This is a genomic window from Psychrobacter sp. AOP31-B2-9 (genome assembly GCF_052378005.1).
GTDB lineage: Bacteria > Pseudomonadota > Gammaproteobacteria > Pseudomonadales > Moraxellaceae > Psychrobacter.
This window is the reverse complement of the sequence record NZ_JBQSXG010000075.1, coordinates 1-15073: the sequence shown is the minus strand read 5'-3', so window position 1 is coordinate 15073 and position 15073 is coordinate 1. Positions and strand designations below refer to the sequence as shown.

The following is a 15073-nucleotide window of genomic DNA, read 5'->3' as shown; positions in this document are numbered from 1 at the left end:
TGATTTGAAGTAAGGATCGTAAATTAGGGTATACCCCAAGGAAACCGCCGAACAAGCCCCTTAATTGATTTAAAGAACCACTCAAAACAGACTCTATTTTCAGAACTGCTTTAAACAAACCACTTATCTAATCTTACATACCACTTTCAGTTACAACCCTCATTATGAACTCGGACACTGCGCGCTTGACGCTATTACCTGACCGTCACCCAATCTATAAGCCAATAGACAATTGCCCCACACACAGCCACCGTCGAGTGCACGTGCATGTGGCAAATCAACCTCACCTTTTAGCGCAGCCCAATGACCAAATAATATCTTGCGCGTACGCGGTACTTGCCACTCAAACCAAGGCAAGAAATCCTCAGGCATAGGTTCATCTAACCCTGCTGAAAAGCCAAACTCAAGCGTGCCATCCTGTTTACATAGACGCATACGCGTAAAATAGTTAGTGATGGCGCGCATTTTAGTAAAGCCATTGATATTTGGCTGCCAATCATCAGCTGACTTGCTATATAAATTTGGTAATAATCGATCGAGCTGCCACAGCCTGCTTTGTAATTGCGATTCTACTTGTTGTGCATAGCCTGCTGCTTCATCGATACTCCAATGCGGTGGAATACCAGCATGCACCAGTACTGTTTGTTCATCAGGATAGGCCAGTAGCGGCTGATGACGTAGCCATTCAAGCAACTCATCACAATCATCAGCAGCAAAAACTGGTGCGGTCTTATCTTTCTTTTTGAGTTTTGCTGCACCGCGCCAAACAGCAATCAAATTAATATCATGATTACCAAGGACTGTCGCTGCCGATCCTTGTTCACAGAGTACTTTAACATCACGTAAAACACTCAATGAATCCTCACCACGCGCTACCAAGTCACCTGCAAACCACAATTTATCTTGTGCTGGATCAAAATCTAAAGTTTCTAGCAACTTAAGATAAGCAGCATAGCAACCTTGCAGGTCTCCAATGACATACTGGTGGCGAAAACTCATGGTACCTCTATACTTTTTAGATATGAATTGATATAAGGGCACTCTTAAGTGAGTGCTCTTAGCATGAATCGTTTTATGTGAATACTATTGAGAAATGATCGGCTGCGAGTCAATCAACAAAAAGTTAAATCAACCTTCTACGTTGCGCGCCTGATTGCTCAAATTGACAAAATCTTTCACACTTAAGACTTCAGGGCGTGCCTGCGGATCGATACCGCAAGCTGCAAAATCGTCTTCACTCAGTGTTGGTAATAACGCTGATTTTTTGAAGATAGCACGTAGCGTCTTGCGGCGATGGTTGAAAGTTTCGCGTACGACAATCGCAAAGTATTCTTCATCTTCCGCTACGATTGGTTTGTTGATATGTGGCGTCAAACGAAATACAGCACTGGTGACTTTTGGCGGTGGATTAAAAGCACCGCGTGGTACGGTCAATAGATAATCTGTGTCACAATGGTATTGCATAATGACTGATAAGCGACCATAAGTTTTGCTGCCCACATCAGCCGTGATGCGCTCGACCACTTCTTTTTGCAACATAAAATGCATGTCTTGAATCACATCAGCATAGCTGAGTAGATGGAAAAGTATCGGGGTAGAGATATTATATGGCAGGTTGCCGACCACACGTAGCTTGCCGCGCTCAGGACTATACAGCTCACGATAGTCTACATGCATCGCGTTGTCTTTAATAATCTCAAAATTCGGATGGCTGTTGGCACCAATACGAATACGCAAACTGTCTGCCAAATCACGATCTAACTCTACTACGGTCATCGCGTCGACTTCTGCCAATAACGGCTCGGTTAACGCGCCCATTCCTGGTCCAATCTCGATTAGGTTGTCATCACGCTCTAGACGAATACTTTCAACGATTTCGCGAATGACGCTGCCATCATGCAAGAAATTTTGACCAAAGCGCTTACGCGGTTGGTGTTTAACAGCACGTAGGCTGCTAGAAATAGATTGAGCGTCAAACGGAGTTTTGGACATAGAAGAGTCTTAATGTATAAAAGATAAATGGGCAATAATGGCAACAATATGCCAATCATATAATGACGAATTATAACACAGCTCAGAATTAGGCTGTATTATTGAAAAATTATTATCGATAAGCTACCCATACTTTATCGCAACAGATACCGTGACGTCTTCTGCCCAACATCATTTGTTATAACGTCTCTTATGGGAACAAAAGTGTTTCCTAGTAAAACTTGAATATTAGGCTGTTGCAGTACCTATATACTTCTGAGTGTATAGAATTTCAGCTTCTCGAACTCAATATCAACTATTCTAGATAGGATTTGCGATACGGTTTTCTTATGCAGCATGCTTTTTAATAAAAATATAGAACGCTAAATAATTGTTTAATTTTAATACACTAAGGGATAAAACTTTGAAAATGACTACTGATGTTAAGAAGCAGCATACCGTACCCCGATTTTTATTGGATAAGTTTAGTTTTGAGACAGGTGGCAAGAGAAATAGGTTGTTTACTTTCGATAAATTAAATGAAAAACGCTTTGAACAAACTGTATTTAATGCAACCACAATGAATTCATTTTATAACTTTGTAGATCATCCTGATTCAATAAGTTTGGAGCCTGTTCTTGGTATATATGAAGATCAAGCAGCTCCGTTAATTAAAAAAATAGTTGAAGAGCAGAACATTCATTGGTTGTCTGAAAAAAATATGTACATAATCGCCGAATTTATAGCTGTACAGCAATCAAGGACAAACACACGTTTGCAGTTAATAGAGCGTATTGCTAGCACTCTTGATGCACGTCTCACACAAATGAATCCTTCGGGTGAGAAAGTAGAAACTGGATTTGGAGCGGAAGGGTCCAGCGATCGTAAAAATGTTTTTCTCGATGGAATAGTAAGCCAAGCAGAAGTAATATCAATTCTTTTAAAAAAATCCTGGATACTTTTTGAGACAACGAAAGAAAACCCATTTTTCATATCTGATAATCCAGTCACACTATACAACAGTATTAATATGGGGCTATATGGCAACTTAGGCATTACCCTTGAAGGCATAGAGATTTATATTCCACTATCATCTACTATTACATTAGGTTTAATTTGTCCTTCGATTTCTAAGTTGAAAGCCCAACAAGCAGCGGAGATATCAAGTCGACCTAAAATATTAGACGTTTTCAATCAATTAAATGCATCTCAAAAGAAGTTGGTTCTAGATAAGGCAAATCAAACTGAGACTGAGTTTTTACAAGCGGTGAAAAACCTAAATTCATGTATAGAAATGGCAAAAAGCTTTGAAGATGGTACCTCGTACCTTATACAAGATGAGAAGCTAAAACATTTAAATAGTTTGCAAGTCGCACAATCAGAAAGATATGTTTTTTCTGGAATAGATGATTTCGAAGTAGTGCAGAAAATGCTTGCTATGGACGAGCAGTACAAATATGGACCAAGTGTGAAAATAGGATGATTTTTCGAAGTCATTTATTAAGGTATACCTCAGCGTAACCAACTATTTCACTCTTCAAACCCATGAATAAACCACCTACATTAGGTCCTACTTAATGGTGCATAAATAGGACCTACTGACGGTAACGTTATCCAATACTGCGTAAAAAATCTTGTTAAGTTACTGACTTATGTAATAGGTATATCGATAAGTGACTTATTAGCCATCTCATTTGCCATGAGTAGCGCTTGGTATAAGCTAGTAGCACTCGCACCTCCTCGCCCTGCCAAATCAAGTGCTGTACCGTGATCAACAGAGGTACGAATATAAGGCAATCCTAAAGTCAAATTAACCGTATCACCAAAGCCGTGTGATTTGAGCACTGGCAACCCTTGGTCATGATACATAGCAATCACTGCATCGCATTTTGCTAGATGTCTTGGGGTAAATAACGTATCCGCTGGCATCGCCTCTGATATGTCTACGCCTGCATCGATGAATTCTTGCAATACTGGATTGATAATATCAATCTCCTCAACACCTAAATGGCCGCCCTCGCCCGCATGTGGATTGAGGCCGCATACTAAGATACGCGGATGCGTTAAGCCAAATTTTGCTTTCATCTCATCAATGACAATCTGCACCGTTTGGCGTACATTGTCAGATGTGATTGCAGCAGGGATATCTTTTAGTGGTAAATGTGTGGTGACCAGCGCGACTTTCATTGCTTCGTTTGCAAGCATCATGACCACTTTCTCGCAGCCACTTTGCTGCATAAAAAACTCAGTATGACCGCTAAACATGGTGCCATCCAATAACTTGATATCAGCATCTATCAACGCTGACTTTTGCAGTGGACCGGTGACAATAGCAGCCACAGTTTTGTTTGTTGCAAGCTTATGCGCCATATCCAGTTGTTTGGCCACCATTGCTGAATTGCTAATATTGATTTGCCCAGAGATAACTGGTGCTGCACAAGGTGTATGAAGCAAAATAAAAGCACTGTCACTATGGGTCGTATTCGGTGACATCTGCTCTAAGAAATCATCTGCGTCTATATTTGCGTCTACTGTCTGCCATGATGGACAGTTTTTTAATGCGCCTGCCATTACGAGATTCTCTGCACGCACTTTCATGGCAGTGCTATCCGCAGTTACCCAAATTGGACGGTCAAAATCTTGTAACTTACCCTCTGCTGCTAATAACAGCACGACATCCATACCAATGCCCGCAGGCTCACCTGTTGTGATTAATAATGGTAGCTTGTCTTGCATAATAACGACACCTTTACATTTATTTTAAATACATGATTTTATTATATTTTTTATGAAAAAATCAAACACTTACGACCATATTTGAGTAGCTATCTCTCAGCGCAAAAATATCAATTATTCCAGAAATAGTTGTTCATAGCGCCCAAAAAAATTGCATAATGTGTTAAACTTTCGCATCTGATTGTAGCATTTACTGGCAAGTATAAGACCCTGTTTTAGTACTTCTATCGTAGAAGCCTGCCACATTTGTTTTTCAACATCGCTATTACGACCAATACTGATACCAAGTAGCTATTTATTTATTCACTCCCTGTTTTATATTGACTTTTAACACATTAGGCGCTCATGGCAGATACCGAAAAAACCGACGACTTACTCAATCAAACACCGCCGCACAATATCGATATTGAAAAAGCGCTGCTGGCGTCATTGATGAGTATCGAAGAGGCTTACGATAAAATTGCTGATATTGTCACCAAAGATGACTTTTATGCTGGGCGACACCAATATATTTTTGATGCGATTGCTCATTTGGCAGCGGTCAATGAGCCTTATGACACGGTCATGGTGCATGACTGGTTGGAAGCGCAAAAGCTACTTAAAGGCGCAGGTGGTGACAGTTACTTGGCTGATATTTTAAGTCAAAGTCCTGCTACCTTATTTAACCTCACTGCTTATGCACAGCGCGTACGTGAGCTATCAACCTTACGCCAGTTGATTACCACGGGCAATGACATGTTAGCACTTGCTTATAACCCAAAAGACCAAAGCGTCAGTGATATTTTGGATAATGTTGAGGGAAAAATATTCAGTATCAATGAGCAACATAACAAACGTGCTGAGCAGCGTGGACCAGTCGGTATTACTTCTGTGTTAACCAACGTCATCGATAAGATTCAAGAGCTAAAATCAAATCCAGACGGCATGATTGGTTTACAAACACCCTTTGCTGAGCTGAATAATAAAACACAGGGTTTGCAAGCAGGAGATTTAATCATTGTCGCCGCGCGTCCTTCGATGGGTAAAACAACGTTTGCCATGAACTTGGCAGAAGGCATTTTATTTAACGAAGACCTGCCCGTCGTGGTATTTTCGATGGAAATGCCCGCTGAGTCTATCGTGATGCGTCTACTGTCCTCATGGGGTGCGATTAATCAGACGCACCTACGCTCTGGACAAATGAATGAAGATGAATGGGCAAAAATGATGAATGCCATTCAACACCTACAATCTAAGCACTTATATATCGATGATAGTACTGCTCTGCCTCCATCTGAGATGCGCTCACGCTGTCGCCGAATCGCCAAAAACCATGATGGTCGCCTAGGTGCTATCGTGGTCGATTATCTACAGCTGATGAAGGTGCCGAGCCTAGATGGTAACCGCGTTGGAGAAATTTCCGAAATTTCTCGTAGCTTAAAAGCCTTAGCACGTGAGCTTGAGTGCCCAGTCATTGCGCTATCACAGCTTAACCGTAGTCTAGAGAACCGTCCTAATAAGCGCCCAATTATGTCGGATTTGCGTGAATCTGGTGCAATTGAGCAGGATGCCGATTTGATTATGTTCATCTATCGCGATGAGGTTTATAATGAAAATTCAGATCACAAAGGCGTGGCTGAAATCATCATTGGTAAACAGCGTAACGGCCCTATTGGTACCATACGCTTAGGCTTTGAAGGGCAATTTACCCGCTTTATCAACCTGACGCCAGAATACTATCAAAACGTCAGCTTTGAGAATGACGAATAATAACCGCTTCACCGACTATAGTCAGTTCGATATAATTTCGATACAAGGAAACCGAGTGTGAGTTATACATTAGTATGCTTAGCGAGGATGACGATGTAGCTGGTTTATATAGACTTGACTATATGCTTGCTCAACCTTGAACATTTGATAATAAACAGCTCTTAATAACCATAGCCAGTGCCACATCAGCCCTTTTGATGCAGCATTGGCTTTATCACTTCATAACTTTGCTAATAAAGAAGCCCATTATGCGTGCTATCACTATCAAACCAGCAGCCATTACTCATAACCTCAACCAAGTTAAAAAACTGGCACCGCATTCTAAAGTACTGGCCATGGTCAAATCCAATGCTTATGGTCATGGCGTCGCCGCCGTTCTCCCAGCGCTAGAGCAAGCCGATGGTATCGGTGTCGCCACTTTAGCTGAAGCTCTCGAAGCAAGACAGTTAGGCTGGAATAAAACCATTGGTTTAATCGAAGGTGCCTTTACTGCCGATGAATGGCAGCAAGCCATTGACCATGATATTAGCTGCGTCATTCATCATGCACCGCAACTGCAGTGGGCATTAGAAAACATTCCACCAGCTAGTAGCGCGACTAGAGTGGTTTGGATTAAATACAATACAGGTATGAACCGCCTAGGATTTGATGCTGAGGGTGTTATTGCTGCTGCTAAACAGCTTCATGAAGCTGGATACCGGCTTATCCTTACTACGCATTTTGCTAATGCCGATGATAGCGCTCATCCATTAAATGCGATGCAGATACAGCGTTTTACAGAAGTATTAATGACTCTAAAAGAGAGCGTTAGCAACGACATTAAAGGCTCATTGTGCAATTCAGCAGGTATCGTCAACTTTCCACAATACCATTATGACTGGGTACGTCCCGGTATCATCTTATACGGTAGTGCACCGGTCGTTGACAAAAGCCCCACTGAATTAGATTTACAGCCAGCGATGGAGTTTAGCGCGCAAATTATCGCGTTACAAACCGTTCATGCAGATAATGCCATTGGCTATGGTAGTCGCTGGGTAGCACAGCAAGATACGAGAACAGCGCTAGTCAGTATTGGCTACGGAGATGGCTACCCACGTGTCGTCACTGAGGATGCTTATGTATCTGTCATTGAGGCAAGCAGCAATCAGAGTTATCAATGCGCAGTACTTGGACGTGTCGCAATGGACATGATTGTGATTGATATCAGTAACGCGCCAGAAGACATTGCTTTAGATAGCAAAGTGATACTATGGGGCGATGCACCGCACGTTGATGAAGTCGCTGCGCATGCGGGTACGATTAGCTATGAGCTACTATGCCGCCTGAGCATACGTCCGAAGCGTATACAAGCATAATAATTATTTATTATTGTAATATGTAAATGCGACATATAACGGCGAACTTGCCACCTGCTGGAGTGACTAAACAATCAAACTAAATTGGGCGTTTACATTAGAAGTAATTGCGCTATACTAAAAGTTTGTTGTCACCCCAGTATACGCGCTGACGCGATGCTATTGAAGACTGATAACGTTTCACTGACTGCGATTGACTGCTAGGATTACTATGAGTTTGCGCCATTTTTTGACCCTCTCTGATTTAACCAAACAAGAACTAGAAACCCTTATCAAACGCGCAAGCGAATTACGTAAGATGCAACATGCTGGCGAGATATATCAGCCGTTTGTTGGTCGTACACTTGGTATGATTTTTGAAAAATCTTCAACTCGTACACGTATTTCTTTTGAAACAGGTATGGGCCAATTTGGTGGTAGTGCTATCTTCTTGTCGCCAAATGACACGCAGCTTGGGCGTGGTGAGCCGCTAGAAGATTCTGCCCGTGTGATCTCTAGCATGGTTGATATCATCATGATTCGTACCTTTGGTCACGAAAATGTTGAAACCTTTGCTGAATACTCTAGCGTTCCTATTATCAATGCCCTAACTGATGAGTTTCATCCTTGCCAGTTGCTGGCTGATATGCAGACTTATTATGAGCATCGCGGCAGTATCGAGAATAAAATCGTCACGTGGGTTGGTGATGGCAACAATATGTGTTCGTCATTTATGCAAGCGGCCAATCAGTTTGGTTTTGAGCTTCGTGTGGCAGCGCCTTATGGTTTTGAGCCAGACCCTAAGCTGATGGAACGCTTCTCTCATTGCGTCAGCCTCGTCGAAAACGTACAAGATGCGGCAAAAGACTCAAACCTAATCGTCACCGATGTATGGGCAAGCATGGGGCAAGAGTCTGAACAAAATACCCGCGCTCGTCGTTTTGCGCCATATCAAGTCACACCTTCGCTATTAGATAAAGCCGATCCTGAAGTCGTATTTATGCATTGTTTGCCAGCCCATCGTGGTGAAGAAATCTCTCATGACATGCTGGATGATCCACGTTCAGTGGTATGGGATGAGGCAGAGAACCGCTTACATGCCCAAAAAGCATTGATGGAGTTTTTGTTAAAAGATAAGATTAAGTTGTCTTAATTATTGATACAGCATCATTCTTAGAACAGTACATAAAAAGGCAGGTTATTCAATAACCTGCCTTTTTTATGGCGCAAAAACATCAAAAGCCAACAACATCAAAGAGCCGTTATGAGTAAAACCAGACTAAAAATGCTACATAAAAGCCTAGCGATATGTTTTATCTTGTTTTTCACCACAATCTTACTTAGTGCGCTTGGTTTCAAGAACTTAAGTAAATTGGTACTTTACGCTATTTTCCCCGTATTTTTTTGGGGGTATTTTCACGGTGCTATCTTTGTATTTAAAAGCAATAAAAAATTCTTTAGTCGGATTAAACACAAACAGACTATTTTTACCGATTCCTTGACCGATGATGAAGATGACCCACCTTATCAAACAACCACCTTAAATAAGGATAAAGGCGATAAACTATGACATCAATTAACGAGTAATAGTCTCAACCCCATTACTACTAGCCTTTAATAAAACATCAGCTTGGTTAGCGGCAAAAATGCCATTACACACCACACCCACGATATTATTCAGCTCTTTTTCAAGCTCTATTGGATTACTCACATCCAAGTCATAGGTGTCTAAAATAACGTTACCATAATCGGTGACAAAGCTTTCACGGTATACTGGTTCACCACCTAATTGAGCCAATTGCCGTGCAACATAAGAACGCGCTTGTGGTAAGACTTCAATAGGTACTGGAAACGCGCGACCCAAGACCTCGACGCTTTTGCTCTCATCAACCATGCATATAAATTTGTTAGAAGCTGCTGCCACGATTTTTTCACGAGTAAGCGCGCCGCCACCGCCTTTTATCAGTTGCAAATTCTCATTCACTTCATCAGCACCATCGATATAAATATCAAGCGTGCCAGCAAAGTTTAAATCCACTATTTCAATACCAAGGGCACGAAGTTTGTCTTCAGTAACCTGTGAGCTTGCCACCGCACCAGCAAGCTTTACTGTCGGTAATAACTCAATTAAGCAATTGACTGTGCTACCTGTGCCTACACCAAGTATCATGCCATCTTCAACATAATCTAAAGCAGCTTTGGCTGCGGCTTGCTTTTGTGCTTGCTGATCACTCATCATAAATCCTTGGGAAATAAACGGACAGTCAGTCCTATATAAATCGGATACGGCGTCAGGCTCGCTTAGCCTACCACTTGTAGTACTTTCACTCGCCTACCTTGTATCCAAATTATCTTGAACCGACTATCATCATTATAAAAGAGGTAAAATGCGCCGCCATTATACCCGATGAGTTTGATCGATGTCAGCGTAATACAGCGTAATGACCACGCTAATCGCAAGAGATCGATTCAATCTTTAAAAGGTAGACAGATAAGGCAACCATAATACTAATGCCAGTAGTGTGACCAATAACACAGGTGGTGTAATAATCAGCCCAACTTTCATGTATTGTCCCCAACTGATTTTATAGTCTTTTTCTGCCAATACATGAAGCCACAATAAAGTGGCAAGACTGCCTATCGGTGTGAATTTCGGTCCCAAGTCATTACCAATCACGTTCGCATAGATCATCAGTTCACGAGTCGCATCAGGCACTTGCGCACTATCGATAGCCAGTGCACCAACCAAGGTAGACGGCATATTATTCATAATAGAGGCTACAATAGCAGAGAGGAATCCAGTTCCTACCGTTGCGATAACCGCACCTTGCTGCCCCAACCAATTTAAGACTTGGGCACCATAGGCCGTTAACCCTGCATTGCCCAAACCATAAACCACCAAATACATGCCGATTGAAAACAATACAATTTGCCAAGGGGCTTTTTTCAAAACATCGGACACAGAAACCACCGCATCACGACCACCTTGCCACCAGCGACCTGCAATTGCCATTAATATTAACGCAGCGATTCCTGTCACCAAGGAAATTGCAATTCCTAATGATTCGGTCGTAAAGTAAGCAACGAGTAGCAAGGTTAATAGAGGAAAGGCCGCTTTGAAGACAAGCGGATCTTCAATCGCAGATGCTGGTGCACTCAACTCAGCCACAGAATAATTTTTTGGAATATGCCGCGCATAGGCAATCCATAACACAGCGAGTGTCGCAATAACGGAAACAATATTGACCGGCACCATGACTGCTGCATAACGACCAAAGCCAATGTCAAAATAATTGGCACTGACAATATTGACTAGATTAGACGTCACTAATGGCAGGCTCGCAGTATCAGCAATAAAGCCAGTCGCGATAATAAAAGCCAAAGCGGATGGTGGTGAAAACTTAAGGCGTAGTAGAATGGCGATGACAATCGGGGTCAAGAGCAATGCAGCCCCGTCGTTAGCAAAGAAAGCTGAGATGAACGCACCTAATATGACAATCATAGGAAATAATAAGCGCCCTTGCCCATTACCAAGTCGGGCCACATGTAGCGCTGCCCAACCGAAAAACCCCGCTTTATCTAAGATAAGTGAAATAATAATAAGCGCCACAAAAGTAAAGGTCGCATCCCAAACGATGTCCCACACAATACCCACATCGGACAACTGCACGACACCAAAAGCCAAAGCAACTAATGCGCCGCCCATCGCGCTCCATCCAATACCCAACCCTTTAGGCTGCCATATCACCAGAACCAGAGTGACTATAAAAATAGTTAATGCAAACATGGAGCAACCTTATGTGTTCTGAATGTGATCCGACCGTCTTTAGCCCATTTAACATAAGACATTAAAGAGACTTTTGATTGACACGTTTTGATAACGCTTCAGCGCTTTCTACCCGTTCAGAGTAACGGTCGGTTAGATAGGCAGAGCGTCCACGGGTGAGCCAAGTGAATTTGACTAACTCCTCACAGACATCAACGAGACGCAAATACAAAGGGGATTTATCCATACGATCGTCGTCATTAAACTCTAAAAAAGCTTTAGGAATAGACGATTGGTTAGGAATCGTAATCATCCGCATCCAACGACCAAGAATACGCAACTGATTGACTGTGTTGAAACTCTGACTGCCGCCACTGACTTGCATCACCGCCAATGTCTTACCTTGGGTCGGACGTACACTACCGGATGATAGTGGAATCCAATCAATTTGTGCTTTCATAATACTGGTCATGCTGCCATGACGCTCTGGACTCACCCACAGCATTCCTTCTGACCACTGGGCTAGCTCTCTCAGCTCTTTTACTTTAGGATGATCGGCATCAGTGGCGTCAGGCAATGGCAAGCCTGTCGGATCAAAAGTACGCACTTCGCAGCCATACCAGCGCAATAAGCGACTCGCTTCCTCGCTTGCTAATCTAGAAAATGAGCGCTGACGTAAAGAACCATATAACACCAGTATTTTAGGTGGATGACGTGGATCCTGTGCGCTAATCAAAGACTCAATATCAATGGGCTGTATACTATTTGCATCAATATTCGGCAAGTCACCCAAATCGACTACATCTAAATCTGCTGTGTTATTTGCCATGGTGAATCACTTCCCCATCTTCTTTAGTGAAGCTACTGACGGGAGTCTCTAATAACTCAAACACGCGCTCTGATGGGCGACATAAAGCAGCACCTTTATTGGTCAGCACGATAGGACGATTGATTAAAATCGGGTGCGCCATCATGGCATCAATAATTTGATCATCAGATACGTCAGGATTGTCTAGTCCAAGCTCATCATTAATAGGCTCTTTACTACGTAATAGTTCTCTTGGCGAAATATTCATTTTTTCCAATAGTTCAACTAAGTAGTCACGAGTCGGCGGATTTTCTAGATATTCCACGATATCCGGCTGCTCACCTGATGCTTTCATGATGGCCAATGTGTTACGAGAAGTCCCGCATTTTGGATTGTGAAAAATTAATGGTGTCATAGCAATCTCACTTATTGTCTGAATATGTTTTTTGAGTGTGTTTCTTAGGGTCTTAATTATTAGCTTACTCAGGGTTTGAGTCATTACTATTAACAACTCTACAGCCTCTTAGACTGTCTACTAGTGAGGCACACAGTTCTGGATGACCTGCACAACAATCTTGCAATAGAAACTGAATAACCATCTCCATATGTGATAGTGAAGCACGATAGATTATCTGCCGACTTTGTCGTTGAGAAACCACCCATCCCGCTCGCGCCAGCACTGATAGATGGGCTGACATGGTGTTATGTGGCACAGATAATTGGCGGGCGATTTCACCCGCAGGTAGACCAACAGGCTCTTGGCTGACGAGCAACCTAAAAGCCTTTAGACGAGTATCTTGAGAGAGCGCAGCAAAGCTTGCAATAGCATTAGTTGTTTCCATATGTCCAATAATACAGACATATTAAAATAATTCAATATTTTTTGCACAAAATATTCATCCAAACCTAGCCGTATATTTTTTTAATATTATTCAGAGTATTAAATCACTTTAAAAACTACAATAGGGTCTTGCAAGATAACCAAAATCAGCATAGGATAATCTATTTCATTTTTATATTCATCCATCTACACTTTGTATTAGGAAAAATTATGTTGTCAAATTGGGTACGAGCCATCTTGCAAGCCACCGTCTATGACGTTGCGATTCAAACACCTCTTGAAGTGGCACCCAAGCTGACCCAACGTTTTGCCAATGATATTCGTTTTAAACGCGAAGACTTACAACCAGTCAAATCTTTCAAATTGCGCGGTGCTTATAACCGTATTAGCCAATTGAGCGATGAACAAAAAGCGCGCGGTGTTATTTGTGCATCAGCAGGCAACCACGCACAAGGCGTTGCTTACTCTGCTCGTAAGCTTGCACTTAATAATATTATCGTGATGCCAACTACCACACCTGACATTAAAGTCAGTGCTGTTAAAGCATTAGGTGGTAATGTCGATTTGCATGGAGACAGCTTTGATCAGGCCAATCGCTATGCCATCCATCGTGCCGAAACGGAAGGGCTGACCTTCATTCCACCTTATGACGATGAGTTGGTCATAGCCGGTCAAGGCACCATTGGAATGGAGCTGACGCAACAGTGGCGTAATATGGACTATGTTTTCGTCGCCGTTGGTGGTGGTGGTCTTATCTCAGGTGTTGCCGCTTTTTTGGGTGAGGTGGCCCCACATGTCAAAGTCATCGCTGTAGAAGCCGAACAATCTGCCTGCCTAAAAGCTGCTCTTGAATCAGGCGAACGCACCAAACTTGAACAAGTGGGGTTGTTTGTCGATGGCGTAGCCGTTGCCCAAATTGGCGAGTTGCCTTTTGATGTGGTACGTACACAAAAAAGCGACAACTCAGGCCCCATTGTTGAGCCTGATGTCATCACCTGTACCAATGATGAAGTTTGTGCTGCAGTCAAAGATGTTTTTGAAGAAAACCGCAGTATTGTAGAGCCTGCAGGCGCATTGGCTGTAGCTGGTATGAAAAAATACATTGAGACAAACAATATAAAAGATAAAAACTGTGTCGGCATTGTCTGCGGTGCAAATATGAACTTTGATCGCTTGCGCTATATCGCTGAACGTACCGAAATTGGCGAGAAAAAAGAAGCTATTTTTGCAGTAACTATACCTGAACAAACCGGTGCATTCTTAAACTTCTGTCGTCGCCTACATGGACGTAATATCACTGAATTTAATTATCGTGCCGATAGTAAAAAATCACCAGACTCTATGGAGCCGGCAGCAATATTTGTCGGTATTGCCTTAAAAGAAGGCGATAAAGAACGTCAAACAATTAGCAACCAGTTGGCTGCTGATGGTTATAACGCCTATGATTTAACCGATGACGATGTTGCTAAATCACATATTCGTCACTTGATTGGTGGTCATGCCCATGTCGAAAACGAGCAGCTACTGAGCATTGTCTTTCCAGAACGTCCAGGTGCATTGCTCACTTTTTTAGAAAAATTGGGCGATGATTTCAATATTACCTTGTTCCATTATCGCAATCATGGTGCTGCTGAAGGTCGCGTATTAGTGGGATTACAAGCCTCAGAGAGTAACTCTCGCCAACTACAAGATGCACTGCTCGATATCGGTTATAACTGTACCATGCTCAATGACAATATCGGCTATCAGCTGTTTTTGAAATAATTGGCGTAAATCTAAGTACTCATTTATCAAGGCGGTATTTCAATCATGGAAAACCGCCTTTAATAAATGGTTATTATTCATTTTTAATTATCATTAATAGGTAT

Annotated in this window: 14 protein-coding genes; 6 read left to right on the top strand and 8 right to left on the bottom strand. The window is 42.3% G+C overall.

What is annotated here, in order from left to right; translation table 11 throughout:
- Positions 1–162 precede the first annotated feature (162 nt).
- On the bottom strand, positions 163–999 hold the full coding sequence (locus ACT3SX_RS09515) for a symmetrical bis(5'-nucleosyl)-tetraphosphatase (protein WP_444761709.1): 837 nt from the start codon (positions 997–999) through the stop codon (positions 163–165).
- 129 nt (positions 1000–1128) lie between these two features.
- Positions 1129–1992 carry a 16S rRNA (adenine(1518)-N(6)/adenine(1519)-N(6))-dimethyltransferase RsmA gene (gene rsmA / locus ACT3SX_RS09510; RefSeq protein ID WP_192520823.1) on the bottom strand — a complete coding sequence of 288 codons (864 nt, stop codon included), beginning with the start codon at positions 1990–1992 and terminating at the stop codon, positions 1129–1131.
- 409 nt (positions 1993–2401) lie between these two features.
- On the opposite strand from rsmA, the gene ACT3SX_RS09505 reads away from it, so the two are divergent.
- Positions 2402–3454 carry a DUF4238 domain-containing protein gene (locus tag ACT3SX_RS09505; protein WP_442062372.1) on the top strand — a complete coding sequence of 351 codons (1053 nt, stop codon included), beginning with the start codon at positions 2402–2404 and terminating at the stop codon, positions 3452–3454.
- Between the two features lie 167 nt (positions 3455–3621).
- On the opposite strand, the gene pdxA is transcribed toward ACT3SX_RS09505, so the two are convergent.
- Positions 3622–4707, bottom strand: a complete 1086-nt coding sequence (pdxA, locus tag ACT3SX_RS09500; RefSeq protein ID WP_192519930.1) for a 4-hydroxythreonine-4-phosphate dehydrogenase PdxA — start codon at positions 4705–4707, stop codon at positions 3622–3624.
- Between the two features lie 345 nt (positions 4708–5052).
- Between pdxA and dnaB the strand changes: the two genes are divergently transcribed.
- The 4 genes from dnaB (at position 5053) to ACT3SX_RS09480 (ending at position 9360) form a co-directional block, all read left to right on the top strand.
- Complete coding sequence (gene dnaB / locus ACT3SX_RS09495; RefSeq protein ID WP_192519929.1) at positions 5053–6456, top strand: replicative DNA helicase; 1404 nt, start codon at positions 5053–5055, stop codon at positions 6454–6456.
- 248 nt (positions 6457–6704) lie between these two features.
- Complete coding sequence (gene alr / locus ACT3SX_RS09490; protein WP_442062359.1) at positions 6705–7811, top strand: alanine racemase; 1107 nt, start codon at positions 6705–6707, stop codon at positions 7809–7811.
- 211 nt (positions 7812–8022) lie between these two features.
- Positions 8023–8943, top strand: coding sequence for an ornithine carbamoyltransferase (argF, locus tag ACT3SX_RS09485; protein WP_192519927.1), 921 nt, complete (start codon positions 8023–8025; stop codon positions 8941–8943).
- Between the two features lie 111 nt (positions 8944–9054).
- The gene (locus ACT3SX_RS09480) at positions 9055–9360 is read left to right on the top strand and encodes a hypothetical protein (protein WP_442062362.1); all 306 of its coding nucleotides are present in this window, start codon (positions 9055–9057) and stop codon (positions 9358–9360) included.
- Positions 9361–9366: 6 nt separating this feature from the next.
- On the opposite strand, the gene rpiA is transcribed toward ACT3SX_RS09480, so the two are convergent.
- The 5 genes from rpiA to ACT3SX_RS09455 all read right to left on the bottom strand — a co-directional run bounded on the left by rpiA (position 9367) and on the right by ACT3SX_RS09455 (position 13206).
- Positions 9367–10026 carry a ribose-5-phosphate isomerase RpiA gene (gene rpiA, locus ACT3SX_RS09475; RefSeq protein ID WP_442062365.1) on the bottom strand — a complete coding sequence of 220 codons (660 nt, stop codon included), beginning with the start codon at positions 10024–10026 and terminating at the stop codon, positions 9367–9369.
- A 240-nt stretch (positions 10027–10266) separates the two neighbouring features.
- Complete coding sequence (locus tag ACT3SX_RS09470; RefSeq protein ID WP_442069873.1) at positions 10267–11577, bottom strand: arsenic transporter; 1311 nt, start codon at positions 11575–11577, stop codon at positions 10267–10269.
- Positions 11578–11638: 61 nt separating this feature from the next.
- Positions 11639–12385, bottom strand: coding sequence for an arsenical resistance protein ArsH (arsH, locus tag ACT3SX_RS09465; RefSeq protein ID WP_192519923.1), 747 nt, complete (start codon positions 12383–12385; stop codon positions 11639–11641).
- Entirely contained in the window at positions 12375–12779 is a 405-nt protein-coding gene (arsC, locus tag ACT3SX_RS09460) for an arsenate reductase (glutaredoxin) (RefSeq protein ID WP_192519922.1), read from the bottom strand. The genes arsH and arsC overlap by 11 nt, the downstream gene beginning before the upstream one ends.
- Before the next feature lie 64 nt (positions 12780–12843).
- Complete coding sequence (locus ACT3SX_RS09455) at positions 12844–13206, bottom strand: ArsR/SmtB family transcription factor (RefSeq protein WP_192519921.1); 363 nt, start codon at positions 13204–13206, stop codon at positions 12844–12846.
- 209 nt (positions 13207–13415) lie between these two features.
- Here ACT3SX_RS09455 and ilvA point away from each other — a divergent pair, with 209 nt between their 5' ends.
- On the top strand, positions 13416–14969 hold the full coding sequence (ilvA, locus tag ACT3SX_RS09450; protein WP_192519920.1) for a threonine ammonia-lyase, biosynthetic: 1554 nt from the start codon (positions 13416–13418) through the stop codon (positions 14967–14969).
- Positions 14970–15073 lie beyond the last annotated feature (104 nt).